Genomic DNA, 22,297 nt, shown 5'->3' on the forward strand with positions numbered 1-22,297 from the left:
CTTTTTTATTAATTTGACTTTCTTAATATTCAAACAATTAAGTTAGTACTTACTATGGCTTAACCGCCTGGTAAGCATCAATAATATGCTTTACTTGGCTAGGTTTGCCTTGCTTCTCTTGTCCTTGATGGATACGTAAGTAGTGCTGCAATGTTTTGGCTTTGTATTGCTGTGATACCTTCACTTGTTCATCACAACTTGGTGTCCAGATCTTGTCACCGACGTTTGATATCTCGCTAACGGTTTGGCTCTTTTCTGAATCACCGCGACTATTACTCACCAATAAAATCTCGTAATAACGACGGTTCTCTTCAATCAACACTTCATCAATAAGACCAAAATGGATCGCCTTTAAATGGCTTCTCAACTCGAATTGCTGATGCACCGGACAAAGCAAGAAATCGATCGCTTTGTCTGGGTGTTGACGATGAATATCATCGACGAGCTTTTGAGTAAGATCGCCACCGACGCCCGCAATAATCACCAGGTGTTTGCCAGTATGTTTCTCAAGCGGGATAGCGGCGACATCCATACAGTAGACTTGCCATTGGCTAGTCACTTTCTGTTCTGCTATTGCACCTTGCGGAAAGTAACGCGTAAGTTTGCTTTCCAAATCGCTCATAAGAGACGGGACAATATCGACAAAGTGAAGCTGAGGTGCTTTGTTATCCGACAACAGTTGAACACCCAAGAAGCCGTGATCACAACAACAGTCCCAAATATGTTGGTAGTCATTGCTGACAAGGGAATGGAGAGTTTGCAGTCGGTTACTTAGCTTCATAAGGCTCGTGTCGTTAGAAAAGGGGTATTGTCGTGTTGAACGCGCATTGTAATGACTTTCCATAAAAACAAAAGCACCTAGGGTATGAATCCTAGGTGCTTTGTAATGGCTACAGAAATGTAAGTATAGGTTTACGATGCTTTGGCAACGGCTCTGATATGGCCTTCCACTCGGTTCTTACCAAGTTGTTGCGCGATAAGTTTCGCTTGTTCCGCCAGCGCTAAAGCTGAGTCTGTTTCACCCTCTATTTGCGAGTATCCCACGCTAACCCCTAGCGATAAGGTGATATCTGGAGTGACGATGGTTTTCTCCGCGATTGCGACTCTGCACTGGTCTAGCTGGAATTTGGCATCTTTCACATCATTGGCTTTGAATAATACTGCGAACTCCTTTCCTCCAACACGAGCCAAGCAAAGTCCCTTTGGCTTGGGGAAGTAACTGCGTATCGATTCTGCAGTCAGCTTGATCATCTTGTCGCCCACCGCTTCACCGTAGGCTCGGTTTACGTGGTCGAAGTTATCGATATCAAGCAGAGCGACATAGGTATCGGGCTCGCTCACGTAGTTTTCGATGGCGATGCTGAAACTGCTCTTATTGTCTAACTGCGTCATCAGATCTTTGCTGCTCAATTGATGTTGAAGCAGTAAGTTAGACAAAGAGACTTCAGTGTAATCACGGATCATTCGTAGAATACTCTGGCTGATCGGTAAGTTTGCGTTTACGTACAACACTGCGATCAACTGCTGACGAGAGTGCAAAGGAATACAGTAATGACGTTGGTGTATTTTGAGTTTACACGCTAATGGGTCTGCGTACTTTCCGCTTCGGTAAGCCATAGTGTCCGGTGTAAATCGCTCTGCAAGGGCTTTGTCACAATGTACCGTGGATTTGTTTCCGTGATAGTCGATGGTACTGAATGCGTGGTTCTCAAGCTGATAGAGACAGAATTGAATGCCTTTTTGGTAGGTGAAACTATCCAGTATGGATTTTAACTCTCGCTTAAAGCTTACAAGGTCATCGACTTTATTCAGTTGCGACAAGGACACGTTCAAACGATAAGCCAGATAGTTGGCACCAATCCACAATAGCAGGAGTGAGCCCAGTACTAAGCCCGTCAACGTAAATTGATGTGAGCTGGTTAAGATGTCATGGCGGTCAGTGCCCGCAATGAACACCCAATTTAAGCTGTTGTCTGCGTCAAATACCGATATTTTGAAGTTATCTTGATAGTAATATTCGTGCTTACCAACGGTTTCACCTTGTGAGAGTTGGTGGCTGATCCCTGCATGGAAGCTGATGGATTTAGAACCGATACGCTGTGGATCCGGGTGGAATACCAGTCGCTCTGTTGCTCTGTCTACAACAAATACATAGCCATTATTAAGCGTTTTTAAATCTCTTAAACCTTGCGTGGTATGCATTAAATTAAACTCAATCCATATTTCTTCGTTGAGCTTTTCTGCAGTGTGTTTAACGGCGAAAACCCATCGTCCATCGGCTTTTTGGTAAACGGAAGAGATGTAAAAATCTTCTACAACACCGTCTATTGAATGCCATTGTATTGTGGCGATTTGTTCATTGGAAAGAGGAAGGCCACGAGTGGAGACATAATGTTGGGAGTTAGGTTGGTATCGAACGATATCGGAGAAATTTGGTGTTCTTCTTAGAATATTATCACTCAATTCTCTGAATTTTTTATCACCGATTGGAGCCGTTTTAGGCAAGCCTAGACTGGTTTCTAAAAAATAGAGTTTGCCGAATGTGGCTTCGATGTTGGAACGAATGGTAGAGCTTGCGATACGAATGTTTGATGATGATTGTTCTGTTGCTGCTGTTTCTACTTTTTCAAGCTGAGTCATAGCAAGATAGAGCATCCCTCCAGTTAATAAAATAATGTATGGTTTAAAAAGCCGAATTAATGTTTTAGGTAAAGCCATGATATCCAAAGACGTTATAGATTCATTTTTATAGTACGGCAATACTAAACAGTTTCATTAACCATATCAATGCAAATGATTCCATATGGATGAATGATTTTTGTGATATTCAGCTAACAAAAAAGCCAGCTGTAAATATAACTGGCTTCTATGGTTTTCGGTGTTTTATTAAGCTGACTAAGCTTTTGCTTTAATCAAATCAGCCTGATCTGGCGAATAGTGCAAAATTGCCATCGAAGTTGGCGACAACAACATTTCACCTTCTGCATGACCGGGTTTAACGTTTCGCGAGTTGGTATCACAGATGGTTACCCAGTTTTGTTCACGGTCATTCGGTAACGAGAAACGTGCTGGCGCATTGGTTTGGTTGATAAGATAAATTAACTCGTCGCCATCTTTACCAATACCTAAATGCAAAGCGACTGAGCTTAAGCGGTTCCAGTCGTCATGCTCCATAAGTGTGCCATCGACACGGCTCCAGAAGATGCGGTTAGAGTTACGCTTTTCGCCACTGAATGCCTTAATAAACGGCACCATGTATTGCTGACGAGCAGAGATCATTTCAGATAACCAAGTCTTGAAGTAAGTCTTGCGCTCTGAATCTTCCCAGTTAAGCCAGCTGGTCACGCCATCTTGGCAGTAAGCGTTGTTGTTACCTTTTTGAGTATGAGATAACACATCGGCCGTCAAAATATGAGGAATACCAAAAGCAAACAGCAGGCTCGCCATGAAGTTGCGTTTCTGCTTTTCACGTGTTGCGATAACTAACAGGTTTTCGGTTTCACCTTCAACACCGTAGTTTTCAGAACGGTTATCACCATGCCCATCGCGGTTATTCTCACCATTTTCTTCATTGTGCTTGTGCTTGTACGAGACAAGGTCCTGCATGGTGAAGCCATCATGGTAAGTGATGTAGTTGACGGTGAGTTTGTAAGGCCAGTGCGCTGCACTGTAGATATCACGAGAGCCCATTAGGCGTGTAGCAAACTCTTTTAGGTAACCCTGATCACCGCGCCAGAAGCTACGTGTGATGTCTCGTAGTTTGTCGTTACACTCATTCCAGCCTAGCGGGAAATTACCCACTTGGTAGCCATTCGGACCGATGTCCCAAGGTTCTGCAATGAGCTTGGTTTCTTTAAGTACAGGGTCTTGAGCCACAGCTTTAAAGAATGCAGCCTCAGGGTTGTAGTTGTCACCTTCGCGCCCCAGTGTTGCAGCCAAATCAAAACGGAAGCCGTCGACTTGGAACTCACTTACCCAATAGCGAAGCGTATCCATCACTAAGTTGAGTGCTGGCTGGTGGGTGAGATCAACGGTGTTACCACAACCAGTAAAGTTCGCGTAATGGCAGCCATGTTTAATGTAGTAGCGGCTATCTAGCGCTTTGAGGTTGAAGGTTGTACCACCTTCGCCACCTTCTGCTGTGTGGTTGTACACCACGTCTAGAATGACTTCGATGCCATTTCGGTGAAGTTCACGAATGGCGGTTTTGAGTTCATTAACAGCGTCTTTTTCTGCGTAGCGTGGGTCTGGCACCATGAACAAGTATGGGTTGTAACCCCAATAGTTCACTTTATCCATGTCCAATAGATGAGGTTCATGCATGCACGCAGCAACGGGTAGAAGCTGTAGCGAGTTGATATTTTGTTGTTTGTAGAACGCAAGCATTTCAGGGCTCACTAACCCTAAGTAACGACCTTTAGTATTGGCAGCCACTTCTGGGTGCAGTTGAGATAGACCTTTTACATGCGTTTCAAAAAGAACGGTATCTTCGCGGCTAATGCGTGGCTTTTCTACATCTTGCCAATCGAAGGTGTCATCAACAACGACACATTTCGCCATAGCAAAGCTTTTTTCATTGGTATATGGCGTGACGTAATCGAGCGGTTCGCTTATTGCTTTGGCATACGGGTCTGAAAGCAGGATAGGGCCATTGTCCGTTTCGGCAATGAAGCCGTATTTTTGCCCCGCTTTAATACCATCAATAAAGACATATCTGATATCAGCGTATTCATTTTCCAATTTATAAGTGGTGAATTCGTCGTTCTCGTCAAAAAGAGCGAGTGAAAGAGATTTACAGTCAGGAGAATAAATAGAGAAGTTGCAGCCAGTGTTACCTAGCGTTGCGCCTAGCGGATAAGGGCGAGCGAGCGTTCTAGTCATTGCTTGATTTCTTGTTCGTTTATCAACATCAGTGAACTATTAGTAAAAGGCTTTGTCACAGTAAGGTCAAGCAACTTCACAGATTAATTACGGTAAAAAAATAATTCATCGATGAAGTTCAAATTATATATTTGAGCTAGATCTCACTTATGTTGAATAATTAGATCTGTGTGCTGTCTACTCCTCCTATATTAAGTGATCTACCTCTTTAAAACACCATTCTGTATATTTTCTACTCCCCTCTAGTCCCCCTTAATTAACTTAGGGGCGGAGGAAGTCAAACTTGTCATCCCCTCTTAATATTGACCCCGTTGAAACGAATCAGGGGAAACCCTAAACCTCTCTATCTTACGACTACCATTACTGCCTTTGGTTGCCGCAAGAGAGCAAAAATATAAAAACCTAAAATAAATCGTCCTTAATGGAGTTAAGAATGAAAAAAGTAAGTTTGATTGCTGTTGCAGTGGCAACTACATTAGCTGCTGGCTCTGCGTTCGCTGTAGATTTTAATGGCTACATGCGTGCTGGTACTGGTATTAGCGGTAACGGTAACGGCGACGTATCAGTAAATAAAAACGGTATTGGTCGTCTAGGTAACGAAAATGACAACTACTACGAGTTTGGTCTAGCTGAAGAACTAAAAACTGGCGAGCAAACGTGGCGCGTAGAATCTATGATTGCTCAAGGCAACAACGGTTCTAATGGTTGGGAAGACGGTGATTTCAACGTTGCACAATTTGCTGTTAAAGCTAAAGGCGTGATCGCTTCAGACAAAGAAGCAACGCTTTGGGCTGGTAAAACATACTACCAACGTAAAGATATCCACATCACTGACTTTTACTTCCTAAACACGTCAGGTACCGGTGGTGGTATTGAAAACTTATCTATTGGTGACCAGAAGCTTTCTGTTGCGCTGATTCAAGACGGTGACCACGACGAGTCTACAGGTTACATTTTTGATGCTCGTCTAGCGAACATTGGCCTATGGCAAGATGCATCTCTAGAGCTAGCATTAGCGTACAACTTTGCAACTGACTCTGATGATAAGAGTGAAGAAGCGGATGATGGCCTACTAGCTTCTGCGATCATTCACCAAGGTATGGATAACGGTTTCCACCAAACTATCCTTCAATACGGTACTAACGGTTACGGTGTTCAGGCGGCTAACTTCTGGGGTTCAGGTACATACTACGCTCGTGGTACTGAAGCATTCAACGATGCATCTGGTTTCCGTTTGATCAACTGGGGTGTAATGAACCTAGGCGAATCTTGGGAAATGGGTCACCAACTAGCATACCTATCTGGTAGCGACATCGGTGGTCAAGCTGCAGGCGTTTACACAAACAAAAACTTTGATATCGACCAGTACTCTGTAGTTGCTCGTCCAATGTTCAAGTGGAACGACACTATGCGTACTATCTTCGAAGCAGGTTACAATGCTGGTGAGAAAATTTCAGACAGCGGTTTAGCTAAAGAAGATTTCGGTAACGCTAAGTTCACAGTAGCTCAAGCTTGGGCTATGGGTGACAGCTTCTGGGCTCGTCCTGAAATTCGTGTTTACGGTTCTTACATCCTAGATACTGAAAACAAAGATGCATTCAACGGCGACGATACTGAGTACGTGTTCGGTATCCAAGCTGAAGCTTGGTGGTAAACACTTAGCTTAACAAATCCTAAACTGTCCTAATTCATAGCCGGCTCGCGTCGGCTATTTTTTTAAGGAATGTACGATTAAGTTGATCGTTCCCTAGGTGAATAGTTCTCTTTGTGGTAATTAAAGTTAGTAAATTTCTTAAAAAAATAACAAGAAGGAAGGGTTATGTATTTTAAAGCTCTAATGTTGAGTGGTTGTGTTGCGTTGGCCGGTTGTCAATCTGCACAAGTAGTCGAGCAAGTGCAAGTGGCACAGGCTGAACAAGTTAACTCTATTGCTGGTCTTCAATTTGCCCCGATGAAGCTTCCAAGCTCGGCAATTTTCGATGTAACACCAGACAGTCAAATTTTAAACTATCAGGGTATAAACAGCCCTGTAGTAGCGATCGAGCTACCAGCGGATCGCGGTGAATACTCTATTAAGATCACCAGCATGCTCGGTGATACAGCATTTGTGCCGAATGCCGTGATTTACGATAAAAACGGTCGCGAGTTAGAGCGTTATGGCAAAGAGAGCTTCGAATACGCGAAGCCTAGGTTGCATTTGGGCAACCGTCTTGTTGTAGAAAATGATTTTTACCCACCGACAACTGCTGAATCTGTTTACTTAGTTATCTATACAGAGCAAGAAGATCTTGGTGGTTTTACTGATGTCATTCACCCTGCACGTTTAGATGCGGAAGGCCGCGGTAACTACCTGCCAGAAGTAGAAGACATCCCCGTTCCAAACGCGAATGTCGGTAAGATTGAAGTGACTATTGATAGAGTGGGCTTCTTCTCATTTGGCTCTAGCAGTGAATCTAACGCTAAACCAGCGGCAGCAGCTAAGGTTGAGACTATTCAACCAGAAACACAAACTTACTACCATAATGCCATTCAAGCAGCAGTAGACGCAGACAATATTCCCAAAGCACTTAGCTTATTAGATGAAGCAAAAGCCCTTGGTATTGAAGGTGCACAAGAAGCCTTTGTGCGAGCCGTCAACGCCAAGTAATATAGATAAAGGGTTCCTTTAAAAGTGCAATGCTTGTAATTTAAGCATCGGTTAGCATCTTCTAAGGAACCCTATCGAATACCGCTTTAATGTATATGCTTTTTATTTGCAATGTTCAGCAACTTTCTCGCCTAAAGGGACTTCTGTATTTTCGCATTTTGATACGTGACCAGTAGTCGTTTCCCCTGCTTTATCCGTTTCCATATATTGATCAACATTACCGTTGCTTTCAAGTGTTTGCAGTGCCTGTTTGTGCGCGGCATTTTCAGCTTGTATTTGTTGCGTTGTTGCAGTGCTAGGAGTATGTGCCAGGGCGCGAGCAGCGTCGGTAGATTCTACAAGATCAGTGGTATTAGCCAAAGCCATCCCGCCCATCAATGCTGTAGTCACGATGCCCATTTGGATGGTTTTGATGATATGTTTACGGTTCATGGAAGTTTTCCTAATCAAAATTTAACGACACCGCAAACAACTGCGGTGTTTTGCTGTTGATAGAATATTACATCGAGAATTGAATGTATTTTAATCGTAATTGTAGGGCGTAACCCTTCAAAAAAGGCTGCCAGGATTAATTCTGTTCACTTAAGGGAGAGCGGCATTCCTACTATGATATATCGTTAAGATTTGGTTTTAACGGTTCTAAGGAATATCCTTTCCCTTTAGTTCTAAGTTTTCAGCCATGTAATCGAATGTAGGGGCTATAAAGTATGGTTGGAAATGCCCCGAATTTTAATGGGCGATGCAGTTGTTTATTATTTGCTTAAATCTGCTGGGCTCAATAGTTGTAAAAAAGGGAGACTGACGTCTCCCAAAGGCTAGCTTTCGCTTGTTTTATTATCTGTTACTTGAACCTAAGCTTGGAGCTTAATTCTTAGTGACAGATACCACAGCTTTGTCTACATTGTCGTCAAGCTCGTGAATGGCATTCAAGGTGAAGGTGTAGCTGCCCGCTTCCGTTACGCTCAATTGGCAATTGCCACCTGTGCCAATATCGATTGACACGCTTGCAAGCTCTACAGAATCGCAACCAAAGTTAGGTGTTTTCCAATCAGCATCTGCAAACTTGAAGCCATAGTTACCTGCTTCCAAATTGCCTGTTACAGAATAAACCCCATTAGCAACAAAGCTCATCGCCCAATCATCAACAGGGTTCCAACCATTCATATCCCCACGAACATACACGGTTGTTTGGCCGTATGGCGGAATGCTCGATACATCCTTGCCAGAGTTATCAACTGGCAGGCCAGCACCTTGTGCATCACCTTGAGCTTGTACAAATACAGCGGTAGTTAGCGCAGGGACTGTGAAGGTTTCAGCGGCAAAGCTTGCGCCTTTCACTGTGTCGTCAGCCGAGTTTTGTTGAACGTCATGAAGTGTAAAGCCGGTTGCTCCTGTGATTTTGAATGATTGAGATTTATTAGTTGAGTTTACAACTGCCACAATCGCATCATTTGCAGGGTCAAGATCGTCGCCCGCAGACACGCCATCATCGATCGACATGACAATCAGGCCTTCGACTTGATCTTCGCCAACGTTACGGAAGTCGACACGCTTCATGACTTCGTCTGCTGTATCTAAGCGGAACAGTTCACTTGAGCTACGGATTTTTAGTAGTTCTAGGAATTGCTGCTTAGTCAGTTCAATGTCGTCTGCGTCTGGTTTAGCAGTGCTGTCAGCAATGATAGTTTTGATCAGATCCCAGTTCGCACCATCTTTATCTTCACGTGGTAAGCCAACATTCCAGTTGTTGTCAGTACCGTCAAACATGACGCGGTTATACCAGTCACCAGAATCGTAAGAATCGCGCTGCATAGACTTAGATCGTAGCAGTTCAGACCCCATATGGATGAATGGTATGCCTTGGCCTAACATCACGGTAGAGAGTGATACAGACTGCATGCGAGCACGCTCTGCAGAGCTAGTACCAGTGGCGATTTTGTAAGCGTTGTTATCCCAAAGCGTTTGGTTATCATGCTTCGATACGTAAGAAATGTTCTCTGAAGGCATCTTGGTGTAACCAGCTGGCGCGCCGTTGTAATCAACGTTTTTACCCAATTTGGTATCGCCTTTGTAATCAATCAGTACGTATTCTGCGAGGTTACCTGCCATCCCCAAACGAACAAGGTCTTGGTTATGTAAACGACCATTGATCGAATCTTGATCAACTTTGGTTTCTTCATTGGCAATCGCTGCGTTACCAAAGCCTTGGTTAAAGCGAAGTGGGTGGTTGCCTGCTGAATCGACGCCACCGTCGAACGGACTACCACCACGAACGGCGTCACGCAAACGGTCTGAGAATGTACCGATCTCAGTACCTGCCATATTGATTTGGTTTGCTTGATCGAAGCGGGCGTTGTTGGCGACTTCACCAAAGTCCCAGCCTTCCCCGTAGAATAGAGTATTCGGGTCGATTTTACGCACTTCTTCCAATGCTTCGACCATTACATCTTTTGGCTGGTGGCCCATCAAGTCAAAACGGAAACCATCCACTTTGTAGTCGTCAGCCCACACCTTAAGTGAGTCGACCATCAATTTACCCATCATCAGGTTTTCGGTCGCAGTGTTGTCACAACAAGTCGAGTTTTCTACGCCACCAGTGTTGACGTTAAGACGGTGGTAGTACCCAGGGACAATCTTATCCAGTACCGACTTATCGTTCACACCAGACGCATTGGTGTGGTTGTATACCACGTCCATGATCAGCTTAAGATCCATGTCGTGCGTAGCTTTGACCATCTGACGGAATTCGAGAGTACGTTGAGAACCATTAGGATCGGTCGCGTAACTTCCCTCAGGAACTGTGTAATGGAATGGGTCGTAGCCCCAGTTGAAGCTATCAAGCATACGAAGGTCATTCATTAATGCTTGTGCGTCACCCGTTGAAGGGTCATAACCATCGAGTACGTCTTCGATGACTTTGTTTTCGTCTTCGCTTCCACATAAGGTAGCTGTCGGTTTTACATCACACAGTTTTCCTACGGTGTCGGTGATATCAACACGGCTCGCGGCATCTTCATCGACGGTAGCGATATCAAATGCTGGTAAGATATGCAGCGTAGTTAAACCTGCTTCTTGGAGAGCTTGTAGGTGTTTGACCGACTCACGATCGGCTTCTGTAAGAGCGAGGTACTTGCCATTTAGGCTAGCTGTGCCGAGCTTATCGCTGAAGCTAAAGTCACGTAGGTGTGATTCGTAAAGTACGTGGTCTTCGTCTTTTTCTACGGTTGGTCGTTGGTAGTTGTCCCAGTTCGCTGGTTTCAAGGTTGAATCATTTAGGTCAATCACTTGAGAGTATGCTGAGTTCTTTGACAAACTGAGAGAGTATGGGTCTGTCACAAGGCGAGTTTCGATATTGCCTGTGGTTGGGTGATAAACCTTCACTTGGTAACGGTAATAACTGTTCACTGCATTAGACACGGCATCAGTCGCCCAAATGCCTGTCTCAGTGTTTTCCGTCATCGGGATTACTTGTGAACTTAGCAGATCTTCACTGTATAGAACGAGTTCTACATCTTGCGCGGTTGGTGCCCAAAGCTTGAAGGTCGCCGCACTGCCTTCAACAATTGCGCCTAGTTCTTCAGCCATTGCATTACCAGCATCTTCGCTAGCAAATACCGCATCAAGCACACCAGGTTTTTGAACCTCAGTTGAAGAGATAACATCGCCATTGGCATTGTAGGCAACAAAAATTATCTGAGATTTTAAAATAGTGCGAAGTGTGCTGTCGTCAACATCGATAGCTAGGGCAGGTAAGCTTGCAAGGTGTCGGAAACGCTCTTTCAATTCAGAAGATAGTTCTCCGTCTTTGCTTAGTTCAATTGCAGTTCCACCGACAATCTCTTTGTCATCGTTCATTGTGATGCTGTTGTCTAGTGCATAGAAAAGCTTCACAGAGTCTGCATTGCTAGCCGCTTCCCAACCAATTGTGGTTGCATCTAGCCAGTGTGCTTTTTGACCATCAATATTGACTGGTCGCTCTGAAATAGGGTCGTAGTACAGCTCGCTGCTGCCATGGAAACCAAATACGCCTTGTGAATCTCCAAGCTTAGTTAACTCGACTTTAGAATTGGCACTGCCAAATGCTTTCTCATCACCATTGTGCAAGATGAAGTTCATGCATTTGTGTGGGTCAGAGGCATCTGGGTCAACTTTCAACACATAATAGGCACCGTAAGTATCGCTGATACCATCATATTCGTAAGGGCTGTTCCAGTCGGTTCCGGTTTCACTTAATCCCATGCCGACTAAATCTGTGCTGGTACAGCCTTCACCATTCCAAAGGTGCAGCCCCCAACCGTCGTAAGTTGAGCCAGATGAGCTGGCAGCGGCAACATCGCGTTTGTAGTAAATAACGACTTCGTTTTCAGCTGCAGGGTATAAACCACTGTTGCCAGGGGCTGTACCGTTGTCGCTATCATTATCACTACCACAACCCGCGATCAAAGTAGCGGTGAAGAGCGGTAACATTGCTTTGGCCAATGTAGAGCGTTTGAAGCTCTTCTTTTTGGTATTGTTGAAGGTATTTCGTAGAGAGATAATTTTATTAATATTTATGTTGTTCACGTTTTGATATCCATATTTCACTTTTTATGAAGATGAATATCCTAGCTTTAACCAAGGTCAACTATTTGTGATGGCAATGTATAAAGTTATTTTAAATTCGTAAATATAGGAAACCTAGTGTCAATATCACGCTTTGTATTTGGTTATTGTTAAATTAATTGGATCAATGACTCATTTGCATAATATCAATAATGTAAGGCGTAGAGGCTAGGCGTAGTTAATAAGGATGAGAGCTCATCCTTATTATTGTGAGTAATATATCGAATTGAGAGAGTGTTAATTTAATGTGGAAATTAAGTTATTTATCAATTAGCTAAAAGCGAGCTGTTCGGTAATTTATATTGATAGGTATATCATCCATTTAAGGATAACACCCAAGCCAAAGACGCCAGCGGTTTCAATTCAATATTAAAACTGCCAACACTGTTCTCAATGTCGAGCACTTGTTGCGCTATGCCTTCAATATATTCATTGAGTATGTAACGACCATCAACTAATTTGAGTTTTTGGATTACATCACTTGGAATCTTTAAGTGAATATTTTCAGTGGTATGTTGGCTGAAATTAGCTGCAACAATGGTTAGCTCTTGGTGGTCAGAGCGCAGAAATGCGTAGACTGAATCACTTAAGTTACAGCACTGGTGTAAGTCTTGGTAATCACCTGTTATCGATGAGTGCTCTAGCGAAAAGTTCATTACCTTTTGATAGAAGTGACGCAGCTGCTTTTCGTTTTCGTCTAATAGCCCGCCATCGAATGCGCCGTGGTTCATCCACTTTTGGTGTTGTGGGACTCCGATGTAGTCAAATATGGAAGTTCGTGAGGGCTGTCCAAAGCCTGCATTCTCCGCGCCCGGTTCGCCGACTTCTTGCCCAAAGTAGATCATGGTTGGAGAACTACTCAATAACGCGCTGACTAGCATTGCAGGCTTCGCTATATTTGGGTCACCTACAAATTCAGGAGACGCGATGCGTTGTTCATCATGGTTATCCAAGAAGTGCAGCATGTGATGTTCAATATCCATCATTTGATGTTGGATTTTGGGGATGATAGCCGTGGAAGTATTGCCTAGCATGATGTCTTTTAGACCGTCGTACAGATCTACTTTGTCATAGAGGTAGTCCATTTTGCCTAAGTGGATATAGTCGCGATATAAGTCCGGTTGGTACACCTCAGCCATTAAAAAGGCATCTTGGTTTTTCATCTTTATAGATGAATTAAGGTAGCTCCAAAATTCGACTGGAACCATCTCAGCCATATCGTAGCGAAACCCATCAACACCTTTATTCAACCAAAACAAGGCGATATCTCTGAATTTAGCCCAAGAGTTAGGCACATAAACAGATTCCCAGAAACGGAAATGATCCATGTAATTGCGTTGAGCATAGTCACTCGGTAGTTCAGGGAAGTCTTTTGAATCGTCTGGTCGCATGCCATAATTGATTTTCACCGTTTCATACCAATCATCGAAACTAGGCTTGGCTAAACGTGAGCCGTTACCTGTCCATTTGGCGGGCGTCTCTATAAACGGGGAGTTTAGGTTGGGATGCTGTTCACCACCTAGCGGCGTAAAGGCGGGCTCTATGTCTGGCAATTCAAAGGTGCTGTTGGGAATGTAGTAGAAGTTATTGTCTTTGTGGTATTCCAGCGTTGTGTCATCTTGAGCGCCGAAGTCACTGACACCTTCTGGGTTGTTTAAGCCTTTATAATGACGCGCAACGTGATTCGGTACGATATCGATAATCACTTTTAAACCATTGTCGTGACTTCTTTTGATGAGTGCCTCGAACTCTTCCAAACGGCGATCAGGATTCTCAGCGAGGTCTGGATTGACTGAGTAGTAATCTTTTACCGCATAAGGTGATCCTGCACGGCCTTTTACCACGCTCGGGTGATCGTCTGAAATCCCGATGTGTTTGTAATCATTGATGATGGCGTGATGTGGCACTCCGGTATACCAAATATGAGTCATACCGAGTTTGCGGATTTCAGACAGCGCTTTGTCGGTAAAATCACTGAACTTACCGACGCCATTTTGCTCGATTGTGCCCCATGGAACATGTTGGGTGTTTTTATTGCCAAATAAACGCGTAAAAACTTGGTAGATGGCGTACTTTTGGTTGTACATATTTATAATTCCTTTAACTTCCATCATGTTATGTAGGGATGAAAGGGCTTGTTTATTCTTTGCAGGCTAACCGAATTACAATATGCCTTGCTCATCCTTATCAAAATCTACAGGGCGTAATCGCTACAGTATGTGAGCTGTTGCTCAAAAGGAGTCATGTTGTCTTCATCTATTCAAATCGTTATCACCTATTTGGTTCTGTTGGCGGTGTCTGTGTTGTTTGCGGAAAGTTCTAAAGCGCTGTTGGTGTGGTATTTGGTTATCGGTTTCGTGACGTTTTTTGTGTACGCGAAGGACAAGCGAGCAGCGATCAATGGCAATTGGCGTGTGCCAGAGAAAACTCTGCATATTTTTTCTGTTGCTGGTGGCTGGCTAGGGGCGTTGATTGCTCAAGATAAGCTGCGTCATAAAACGCAGAAGCAGCCGTTCAGAGCCATATATTGGGTGACAGTGGCAGTGAATGTTGCGGCGTTTGTGTGGACACTAACCCCGAGCGGGCAGGCGACGTTTGGACGTTGGCTTAGCGAGGTTATTGGATACTTGTAATGAAATTGATGGCTAGTAATCACTTACTAACCATCATAGGAAATCTATTTTGTTATAACATCGGAATCGTTGAGGCTAACAGCAAGCCTGCCATACCGTAGTTGAAGCTTTTGATACGGACGGGTGTGGTTAACCAGTGTTGCAGTTGTTTACCTGCCGCTGTCCAGAATGTCACGGATGGTAAGTTGGCGAGCGTGAAGATACCTGCGATGATCGCAAGCTCCCACCATGAACTGCCGCTGCTATAGACTGAAATTGCCGTCAGCGCCATCGACCAACCTTTCGGGTTCACCCACTGAAAACTTGCCGCGCCGATGAAGGTCATTGGCTTATAAGCCTCGGTGCTTTTGGCTTTGCCGCTCAATGCTATCTTAATTGCAAGGTACACGAGGTAAGCAAGGCTTAGGTATTTCAAGATTTGGTGAGTAACCGGATAAGCGTTGAAAATGCCCATTAAACCGAAGCCAACCAACAGCAACATGGCTGCAAACCCTAGAGCAATGCCAAGCATGTGCGGAATAGTACGGGCAAAGCCAACATTTGCTCCTGATGTCATGAGCATGATGTTATTTGGACCTGGTGTGAAGGTCGAGACAAACGCAAACAAGGCAAGTGCGCTAAGTTGTTCTAAAGGCATTATGGTTCTCCAGCAGTAAAATGAACGAAGTGACTGACCGGTCATGACTTTCACGTGTTGAGAAACATAGTAGGTGGAAAGTGAGGCAATTATGTGCTTTTATTTCCTCAATTATCACTTAATGCACAATAATAAGTACTTATGGATAGATTTGACGAAAGGATATTGCAAGAGCTTAAATTGGACGGCAGAATCTCCAATATTGAGCTTTCTGAACGAATTGGTTTGTCGGCTTCAGCGACCTTAAGGCGAGTACAAGATCTCGAGCGTAAAGGGATCATTCAAGGTTACCGTGCAGTTCTGGATAATGGCCTGATGGGCGTTGGCTTTATTGCTTACGTTTCGATTGGTTTATCAAGCCACAGCAAAGCGGCTCAACTAGAGTTTGAACAGCATGTCAGTATGGAAAAAGAGGTGGTGGAGTGCCACAACATTACCGGTGCCAACGAGTACTTGCTAAGGGTAGAAACCAAAGATCTACCGGGCTATAAGAAGTTTCATGCCGATGTGCTTGGGGAATGTGCTCAGGTGCAATCTATTACGACTATGGTTGTGATGGATACCCCTAAAGACGAACGCTAGTCGAGTTTTATTTCAGGAGAGGCGCAGTGCCAAATACCAATCAGTTGTTATTGTTCTTAGATGTGGTTCAACAAGGGTCGTTTACCAAAGCGGCAACCTTGCACGATATGGACAACTCATCACTCTCTAAACAGATCAAAAAGCTCGAGCAAGATTTAGGTGTTCAGCTGCTTAACCGCTCTACACGCTCGTTTTCGTTGACGTCGGCCGGGGAAGATATTCTCGCACAAACCTATGTGCTGAAAGACACTATCAATCAGATCCAAGGAATTGCAGATTCATACCAGTCTGAACCCAAAGGTGTGCTACGAATTACTTCACCGATCTATTTTGGGCAGCAATATTTGCAACCTATCATCACTCAGTTCATGAGAAAGTACCCAGATGTTCAGATCGTACTTTCACTAGACGATAAGATCGCCAACATCATTGCAGGGCAGTTTGATATCGCGTTTCGCTTCAGTAAGCTTGTTGAATCGAATTTGATTGCGAAGAAGATTGCCGACAGTAATTTCATGTTGGTCGCGTCAAACGATTTTGTGAAGCAGCACGGTGAACCGAAAACGCCACAAGATCTACTCGCTCTACCTGCGGTGATTTATACCAATGGTGATATGACGGTCGACCATCTGCGCATTAGTGAAGAGCCGCGCGGTAATACCTTCCAAAGCCTAACGATTCGTGGCAACTATAAGGTCAGTGATGTTCGTACCATGGTGTCTTGTGTGAAAGATGGCTTAGGATATGGCTTCCTTGATCAATCAAACCTGTATGCCTCAATGAAAGATCTGGGCTTGGTTACGTTGCTTCCAGATTACCCGATTTCAACGATTGATACTGCAATCTACGCTGTGTATCCGCACCGTAAACAGACCAAGCTGGTCAAAGAGTTTATTACTACAGTTCAAGATTATATTGGCTCTCCGACCATTTGGGAGAAGATGCAGCAAGGTTAGTTGTGTTTCTAATAGTTCAAACTAAAAAGGAGCCAGATCGTCACACGATCTGGCTCCTTTTTAATTGTTCCGGCTATCACTGATTTACAATGTAAAGCTTAGCTATAGCTGGCGTGAACGGCTCATATTCACTAATACCTATTAATGCTCATGAATCACTTCTTTACCACTCGGATAAGCTTTGGTACCTAGTACATGACCATCAACTTCTTTGCCATAGTAACCTTGGTGATTGTGGTAGCGCTTAGCATTGCTAGCAACATCACCCTTGTATCGAGGATCTTGTGGGCGTTCATGACTATTCACAAATGCAGCCACATCCCATGCATCTTGAATCGAAAGTTGCTGGCTCTTTCCAAGCGGCATGTTTTCATAGATGAAATAGGCAGCGGTGTTCACCCGGTGCATACCCGCGCCCCAGTTATACGCGTTTTCGCCCCACAATGGTGGAAAGTATGAACGTCCGTCAGCCCCTTTAATACCTTCACCATTTTGACCATGACAGGTTTGGCAGTTGGTTTGGTAAACCTTTTCACCACGCGCTATCGATGGCTCTTGTTCAGGATTATCAATCTTAGGATAGCCACGCCCTGCCAACTTACTGCGGCCATCGATTGGGTATTTGCTTAACAGCTCTTCAGGGAGAGGGAAGCTTTCCGCTTTACCACCGACTTGTAAGTCGGCATCGCTAATCTCAGGAACGGGTGTATCTTGCATGCCGCTCTTGTCTAAGATGCCGCCCATCGCCAGCCAGTATGAATACGCCGTCAGTGCGACCATCTCTTTTGAACCCTCAGCCGGTGGCAGACCATTCATTGAGTAGGTGAAGCAACCTTGGATACGTTCTGCGTAGCTGTTTACCTTGTCATTCTTAGAACGATACGCAGGGTAGGCCATGTACGCCCCCCAAAGAGGGGCAGCGTTAGGCTTCATGCCCGCTTGCATGTGGCAGTTGACACAGTTTTGTTCATTGCCGACGAACGTACCACGCATCTGTTGTGAATCGACAAACAGGGAATAGCCCAGTTTTACTTTGTCACCAAATTCCCCAGCAGGGATATCAACCAAGTCTCGTGGCACCAGATATTTATTATCTTGTGGTTTTTCAACGGCGGGCAGTTCGGTTTGGCGATCGGGCAACTCAGCTTCGGCATAAGTGATTCCAGAGGCAAGGGTTGCGGTAATTAGAAGTAATGTTTTCATGCGAGCCCTTTAGTATCGGAAAGATGCGAAGTAGTAAGAGAGGTTTTTGATCTCATCGTCGGTTAACTTGCCGGCGATATTGCCCATCATGTTTAAATCATCACCCTTACGAGTGCCGTTTTTCCAAGCGTTGAGCTGAGTCTGAATGTAGTCGGCGTGCTGACTCGCTAGGCGAGGGAATTTGTCGACACCCATCCCGCTTGGTCCATGACAGGTTGCACAAGCAGGAATATTTCGATCCCAATCGCCTTGGAATACAAGTTTACGATAGGGATTATCGATATCGGCTTGTGAGCCGCGCTGTTCTAAATCGGTGAAGTCATATGAAGGCAGTGAAGCGAAGTATTCTGCAACTTCACGACGAATCGCAGGATCAGACACACCATCAGCCATACCTTTCATGATCGCGCTTTGACGCTCGCCACTTGAGAACAGAACCAGTTGATGTTCTAGGTAGTCAGCATTGAGCCCTGCAAGCATAGGGGCGATGTTGGGCATGCCTTTCCCGTCGGCTTGGTGGCAGCCACTACAGGTTTCTGCAGCTTCTGGCATTGGATTAGGCGCTGCTTGTGCAAAACCGGATAAAGAAAGGCTTCCTAGAGCAGCGATGCAAAGCGTTAGAGTTTGAGTTTTAATGGTCAGCTTAATCATGAGGCGTCGCTATTGGTTGTAATGCACGCATTTTCGACATAATTGGTTGTTCGCGCTATTGTGGATTTCCACATTAATTCACTTGGAACTTGAGGTAAGTCTCACATTAATAACCTCAATCATCACAATGGTATTAGTGTGGATTTCAATAGGCGAATCCAGCTGCCGTTAACGAAGTGCAAGGGAACTGCCATGTTCGCCTCGGTGTGACTGCTTGTTAAGGCTCTTTATGGCACCGATTGTATAAGCATAGACGCTTGATGGGGCTAGGAGAGAAACTTGCAGGGAAGTGATGTTAAGAATTGATGGTTTGGCGTTGAATAGCTTAAAAAGAAGAGCAACCTCGAATGACGAAGTTGCTCTACTCTGCCCAGTCTTGATTTGACTGAAATAGGGGAGGTTTGAACGCCTAGACTTTGTAGATTTTAGCCGGAAGCGCTTGTCTTGCTGCTGCGCCCACAACCCAATCCAACATGACGCCTTTGCCTTCTCTCGTCGGGTCAATTAAGCCAATATCATTGATGTTAACGCCATCGTTCGACTTCATCTTTACAGGTTGTTGTGTGTCACCGATCCAGTGCGCACGCTCACCGAGCTCTTTATGACCAAAGCCGTGTTCAAAGCCTAATGTTCCCGGTTTGATGCCATCAATCACCATCGCCAACGCGTGTGTGGTTGAACTCGGTGTTTCAATGGCAAATACGTCACCGGTTTTGATGCCTGCAGAAGAGGCGTCTTGTGGGTGAATGTAAACCGGGTTCACGCCTTTGATAGACTCCAAGCGTGGTGACAAGTTGGACACCGCACTGTGAATGTTGGACTTAAAGTTGGTCAGGGTGAACGGCCACTCTTTTGCTGGGAACTGCTCTGCCAAAGGCGTGCCGTCTGCCAGTTTTTGTGGATACCATGTCGGGCAACCCATGTACTGTTCGCCACTGATGGTGTTGCGAGAGGTACCCAGCTTTTCATTCCAGATAGCCAAAGGTTTGGTCCATTTGTACTTCATAGTTTCATTGGTGTAGGCATTGGTTGCGTCTTCAAAACGACCGCCACGCGCAAAGATATACGCCACTTTGAGCATCTCTTCTGGCTTAAGCGTTTTGTTCATCACAGGCACTAGGCGCTCTAGACCAGACCAAACGATATCTTCAGCGTCTACATTCGGCACACCACCTTTTACGAACGCCAAGTTAGCAGCCGAGCGCAGGTAGAAATCTTCAGCGCTATGAATACCGTGCCAGTTGCCTTGATTGTCTTTGATTACGTTGTCGCCGAAGCCACCTAAGCCCAGTGTTTTTGCCACATCAATAAAGAAGTTCTCTAGGTTGATGGCACGTCCGTCTTGAGTGCGGGAAGTTTTAGGCTCAACAATCGGCCAACGAGCGGTTATCGCTTTAGTCGCGACGCCATGCCAAGGTGTTGCCATGCCCCAGCTTTCGTAGGTCACTGTGTCTGGCACTAGGTAATCCGATAAGGCTGTGGTCTCATTGATGAAGGCATCGATAGACACGATCAAACCAAGCTGTTTTGGATCCTTAAGCTTTTCACCCAGCAAGTTGTCTAAACCCGGAACACCATAAAGTGGATTCGCCATGTGGTTGATCCACGCTTTCGCGCGGTAAGGGTAGCCATCAATCGCCGCTGATAAATGCTCGGTTAACAGCGGTGCAGAGATTGGGTACCAAGGCGCGCGTGTTGGGTAAGGTGATTCACCTGCCGCAACGCGACGTTTGTATTCGCTGGTCTTGTGATATGGGAATTTGCTGCGAGATAAGAACACGCCCTGTGGCTTGGTCTTGCCTTTAAACTTTGTAAAGTCGTAACGAGGACCTGCAACCGAAGTCGGGTAGCCACCCGCTTTCGCCATCGCACCGCCTTTCGCGTTGATGTTACCGATCAGCGCGTTCAGCATCAGAATAGAGAACGAGTTGTAGAAGCCGTTGGTGTGCATGTTGCCACCGTGAGTATCCACGACTGCTTTCGTCCCGTAACTGGTAAAGCGTTTCGCTAGCGCAATAATTTGGTCCTGCGGGATCTCACACTGCTCACTGTAGTATGCAAGGTCATATTTGAAGGCTTCTTCCTTCAATCTTTGTAGAGAAGACTTAACACGAACAGTCTGACCATCAACTTCTACGTCTTGATCGACGAACAGAGCCGCTTCATTCACCTGAAGATGTGATGCTAATAGTGACGTTGTCACATCAAGTGCAATAAATCCGTCATCGTCAGACATCGGTTCGCCTGTTTCTAGCAACCCTATATCCGATGCACGAAGCATACGCCCATTTTGTGGGTGCGACTCGTCACTGATCACAAGGTGAGATGCATTACACCAGTGTGTGGTGCCTGCTTGCTTCATCGCTTGCGCACTTGGGCGAGACAAGAAGTCGTGATTGTAGCGCTGGTTGTCGATGATCCATTGGATCATGCCCAGAACTAATGCTGAATCGGTGCCCGGTTTGATCGGTAGCCAGTTGTTGCGATCGCCCGCCGCAAGGCTTGACGATCCTGCCGGAAGGCTTGGAGTCACAATGGTGTAGCTCAGTTTTCCGTTGGTACGAGCCTCAGCCAATTGTCTCGCTTGGCGCTTAAACGGGTTACCCGCTTGAGCTGGAGACATGCCGATGAAAAGAATGAACTCTGCGTTGTTGAAGTCGGGTTTTAGGTGCGAGAACTTGTCTAGATCGTTCATGATCGCGCCAGAACCTGCACGGAATGCGTAGCCACAGTAAGAGCCGTGGTGACCGAAGTTTCGTGTACCATAGCTGTTGAATGCAAAGCGCTTCAAGATGTCATCACGGCCTTCATTACCAGCATTCGTCACCAACAATTGGTTGGCTTTGGGACCGTATTCAGGGTTGTTTGGATCAAGTGGTGTTTCGATATCGCGAATCGATCGTAAGCCTTCCACTTCGCCTTCACCGAACAAGTCACCACCTTCGGTGATCTCAGTGATTAGTTGCTCGTAGCTGATCGGTTCCCACTTGCCTTCACCTCGTTTACCAACACGTTTTAACGGTTGAGTGATTCGGTATGGGCTGTTTTGAATCTCCAACATGCCGTTACCACGGGCACAGGCTGTCGAGCGGTTATTGATGCCTGACTCACCAGACAAGCCAATGTAGGCGTCTTTTACCGGTGTTTTGAACGGGATCTGCTGATCACTTGATAGTGGGTGATACGGATTACCTGAGATATGCAAGATCTCGTCATTGCGATTATCGATACGTACACGCAAGCCACACAGTGTCCAGCAACCAAAACACATTGATGGTGCAACGCGTTGGTTTGGATTCGGCGAGATCTTACCTTGCTCATCGACACTGTATTCCGTCTCTAGCGAATTACCGTGATGGATGTGGTTGGTTTTCTTACCCGCGGTGCCATCGATAGCACCGTGAACCATGTGTTTTGTGGTTGTCGCATAACCTGCAGTAAAAGCTCCAGCACCACCGGCAGCAAGGCCTGTTTTCAAAAATTGACGACGTTTGTTATCCATGAT

The 22,297-nt window shown here is 45.2% G+C and carries 15 protein-coding genes; 5 read left to right on the forward strand and 10 right to left on the reverse strand.

Annotation, left to right across the window (positions count from 1 at the left end):
• Positions 1 to 52: 52 nt before the first annotated feature.
• From AB6E78_RS13445 to glgX, 3 genes are all read right to left on the reverse strand, one after another.
• The gene (locus tag AB6E78_RS13445) at positions 53 to 781 is read right to left on the reverse strand and encodes a tRNA (adenine(22)-N(1))-methyltransferase TrmK (protein WP_017069730.1); all 729 of its coding nucleotides are present in this window, start codon (positions 779 to 781) and stop codon (positions 53 to 55) included.
• A 131-nt stretch (positions 782 to 912) separates the two neighbouring features.
• Positions 913 to 2,655 (reverse strand): diguanylate cyclase, encoded by a 1,743-nt coding sequence (locus AB6E78_RS13450; protein ID WP_372133799.1) that lies wholly within the window; start codon positions 2,653 to 2,655, stop codon positions 913 to 915.
• Between the two features lie 240 nt (positions 2,656 to 2,895).
• Positions 2,896 to 4,881: a glycogen debranching protein GlgX gene (glgX, locus tag AB6E78_RS13455; protein WP_372133798.1), complete on the reverse strand. Its 1,986-nt coding sequence runs from the start codon at positions 4,879 to 4,881 to the stop codon at positions 2,896 to 2,898.
• Between the two features lie 433 nt (positions 4,882 to 5,314).
• On the opposite strand from glgX, the gene lamB reads away from it, so the two are divergent.
• Together lamB and AB6E78_RS13465 are read left to right on the forward strand one after the other, a co-directional pair.
• Positions 5,315 to 6,535: a maltoporin LamB gene (lamB, locus tag AB6E78_RS13460; RefSeq protein WP_017058853.1), complete on the forward strand. Its 1,221-nt coding sequence runs from the start codon at positions 5,315 to 5,317 to the stop codon at positions 6,533 to 6,535.
• Positions 6,536 to 6,700: 165 nt separating this feature from the next.
• Entirely contained in the window at positions 6,701 to 7,528 is an 828-nt protein-coding gene (locus AB6E78_RS13465; protein ID WP_372133797.1) for a MalM family protein, read from the forward strand.
• A 102-nt stretch (positions 7,529 to 7,630) separates the two neighbouring features.
• Here the strand turns inward: AB6E78_RS13465 and AB6E78_RS13470 are convergent, their stop codons facing one another.
• The 3 genes from AB6E78_RS13470 to AB6E78_RS13480 form a co-directional block, all read right to left on the reverse strand.
• Positions 7,631 to 7,960 carry a hypothetical protein gene (locus tag AB6E78_RS13470; protein WP_017058851.1) on the reverse strand — a complete coding sequence of 110 codons (330 nt, stop codon included), beginning with the start codon at positions 7,958 to 7,960 and terminating at the stop codon, positions 7,631 to 7,633.
• 432 nt (positions 7,961 to 8,392) lie between these two features.
• Positions 8,393 to 12,091, reverse strand: coding sequence for a pullulanase-type alpha-1,6-glucosidase (pulA, locus tag AB6E78_RS13475; protein ID WP_372133796.1), 3,699 nt, complete (start codon positions 12,089 to 12,091; stop codon positions 8,393 to 8,395).
• A gap of 353 nt (positions 12,092 to 12,444) precedes the next feature.
• Complete coding sequence (locus AB6E78_RS13480) at positions 12,445 to 14,217, reverse strand: alpha-amylase family glycosyl hydrolase (RefSeq protein ID WP_372133795.1); 1,773 nt, start codon at positions 14,215 to 14,217, stop codon at positions 12,445 to 12,447.
• A gap of 156 nt (positions 14,218 to 14,373) precedes the next feature.
• Between AB6E78_RS13480 and AB6E78_RS13485 the strand changes: the two genes are divergently transcribed.
• Positions 14,374 to 14,763 carry a DUF1294 domain-containing protein gene (locus AB6E78_RS13485; RefSeq protein WP_372133794.1) on the forward strand — a complete coding sequence of 130 codons (390 nt, stop codon included), beginning with the start codon at positions 14,374 to 14,376 and terminating at the stop codon, positions 14,761 to 14,763.
• 52 nt (positions 14,764 to 14,815) lie between these two features.
• Here AB6E78_RS13485 and AB6E78_RS13490 read toward each other — a convergent pair whose 3' ends face one another.
• Positions 14,816 to 15,400: a LysE family translocator gene (locus AB6E78_RS13490; protein ID WP_017058847.1), complete on the reverse strand. Its 585-nt coding sequence runs from the start codon at positions 15,398 to 15,400 to the stop codon at positions 14,816 to 14,818.
• A 141-nt stretch (positions 15,401 to 15,541) separates the two neighbouring features.
• Between AB6E78_RS13490 and AB6E78_RS13495 the strand changes: the two genes are divergently transcribed.
• Together AB6E78_RS13495 and AB6E78_RS13500 are read left to right on the forward strand one after the other, a co-directional pair.
• Positions 15,542 to 15,982, forward strand: coding sequence for an Lrp/AsnC family transcriptional regulator (locus AB6E78_RS13495; RefSeq protein WP_009845852.1), 441 nt, complete (start codon positions 15,542 to 15,544; stop codon positions 15,980 to 15,982).
• 26 nt (positions 15,983 to 16,008) lie between these two features.
• Positions 16,009 to 16,938, forward strand: a complete 930-nt coding sequence (locus tag AB6E78_RS13500; RefSeq protein WP_372133793.1) for a LysR family transcriptional regulator — start codon at positions 16,009 to 16,011, stop codon at positions 16,936 to 16,938.
• Between the two features lie 141 nt (positions 16,939 to 17,079).
• Here the strand turns inward: AB6E78_RS13500 and AB6E78_RS13505 are convergent, their stop codons facing one another.
• From AB6E78_RS13505 to AB6E78_RS13515, 3 genes are all read right to left on the reverse strand, one after another.
• Positions 17,080 to 18,141 carry a c-type cytochrome gene (locus tag AB6E78_RS13505; RefSeq protein WP_372133792.1) on the reverse strand — a complete coding sequence of 354 codons (1,062 nt, stop codon included), beginning with the start codon at positions 18,139 to 18,141 and terminating at the stop codon, positions 17,080 to 17,082.
• 9 nt (positions 18,142 to 18,150) lie between these two features.
• Positions 18,151 to 18,792, reverse strand: a complete 642-nt coding sequence (locus AB6E78_RS13510) for a cytochrome c (RefSeq protein ID WP_372133791.1) — start codon at positions 18,790 to 18,792, stop codon at positions 18,151 to 18,153.
• 409 nt (positions 18,793 to 19,201) lie between these two features.
• Positions 19,202 to 22,294 (reverse strand): tetrathionate reductase subunit A, encoded by a 3,093-nt coding sequence (locus AB6E78_RS13515; protein WP_372133790.1) that lies wholly within the window; start codon positions 22,292 to 22,294, stop codon positions 19,202 to 19,204.
• Positions 22,295 to 22,297 lie beyond the last annotated feature (3 nt).

The sequence above is a fragment of the Vibrio sp. 10N.247.310.98 genome, assembly GCF_041467395.1.
Classification (GTDB): Bacteria; Pseudomonadota; Gammaproteobacteria; order Enterobacterales; family Vibrionaceae; genus Vibrio; species Vibrio crassostreae_C.

Excerpts from the sequence above, each read along its gene's own strand:
- AB6E78_RS13445 (WP_017069730.1), bottom strand. The coding sequence starts at position 781 with ATGAAGCTAAGTAACCGACTGCAAACTCTCCATTCCCTTGTCAGCAAT.
- AB6E78_RS13450 (WP_372133799.1), bottom strand. The coding sequence starts at position 2,655 with ATGCTCTATCTTGCTATGACTCAGCTTGAAAAAGTAGAAACAGCAGCA.
- glgX (WP_372133798.1), bottom strand. The coding sequence starts at position 4,881 with ATGACTAGAACGCTCGCTCGCCCTTATCCGCTAGGCGCAACGCTAGGT.
- lamB (WP_017058853.1), top strand. The coding sequence starts at position 5,315 with ATGAAAAAAGTAAGTTTGATTGCTGTTGCAGTGGCAACTACATTAGCT.
- AB6E78_RS13465 (WP_372133797.1), top strand. The coding sequence starts at position 6,701 with ATGTATTTTAAAGCTCTAATGTTGAGTGGTTGTGTTGCGTTGGCCGGT.
- AB6E78_RS13470 (WP_017058851.1), bottom strand. The coding sequence starts at position 7,960 with ATGAACCGTAAACATATCATCAAAACCATCCAAATGGGCATCGTGACT.
- AB6E78_RS13480 (WP_372133795.1), bottom strand. The coding sequence starts at position 14,217 with ATGTACAACCAAAAGTACGCCATCTACCAAGTTTTTACGCGTTTATTT.
- AB6E78_RS13485 (WP_372133794.1), top strand. The coding sequence starts at position 14,374 with ATGTTGTCTTCATCTATTCAAATCGTTATCACCTATTTGGTTCTGTTG.
- AB6E78_RS13490 (WP_017058847.1), bottom strand. The coding sequence starts at position 15,400 with ATGCCTTTAGAACAACTTAGCGCACTTGCCTTGTTTGCGTTTGTCTCG.
- AB6E78_RS13495 (WP_009845852.1), top strand. The coding sequence starts at position 15,542 with ATGGATAGATTTGACGAAAGGATATTGCAAGAGCTTAAATTGGACGGC.
- AB6E78_RS13505 (WP_372133792.1), bottom strand. The coding sequence starts at position 18,141 with ATGAAAACATTACTTCTAATTACCGCAACCCTTGCCTCTGGAATCACT.
- AB6E78_RS13510 (WP_372133791.1), bottom strand. The coding sequence starts at position 18,792 with ATGATTAAGCTGACCATTAAAACTCAAACTCTAACGCTTTGCATCGCT.
- AB6E78_RS13515 (WP_372133790.1), bottom strand. The coding sequence starts at position 22,294 with ATGGATAACAAACGTCGTCAATTTTTGAAAACAGGCCTTGCTGCCGGT.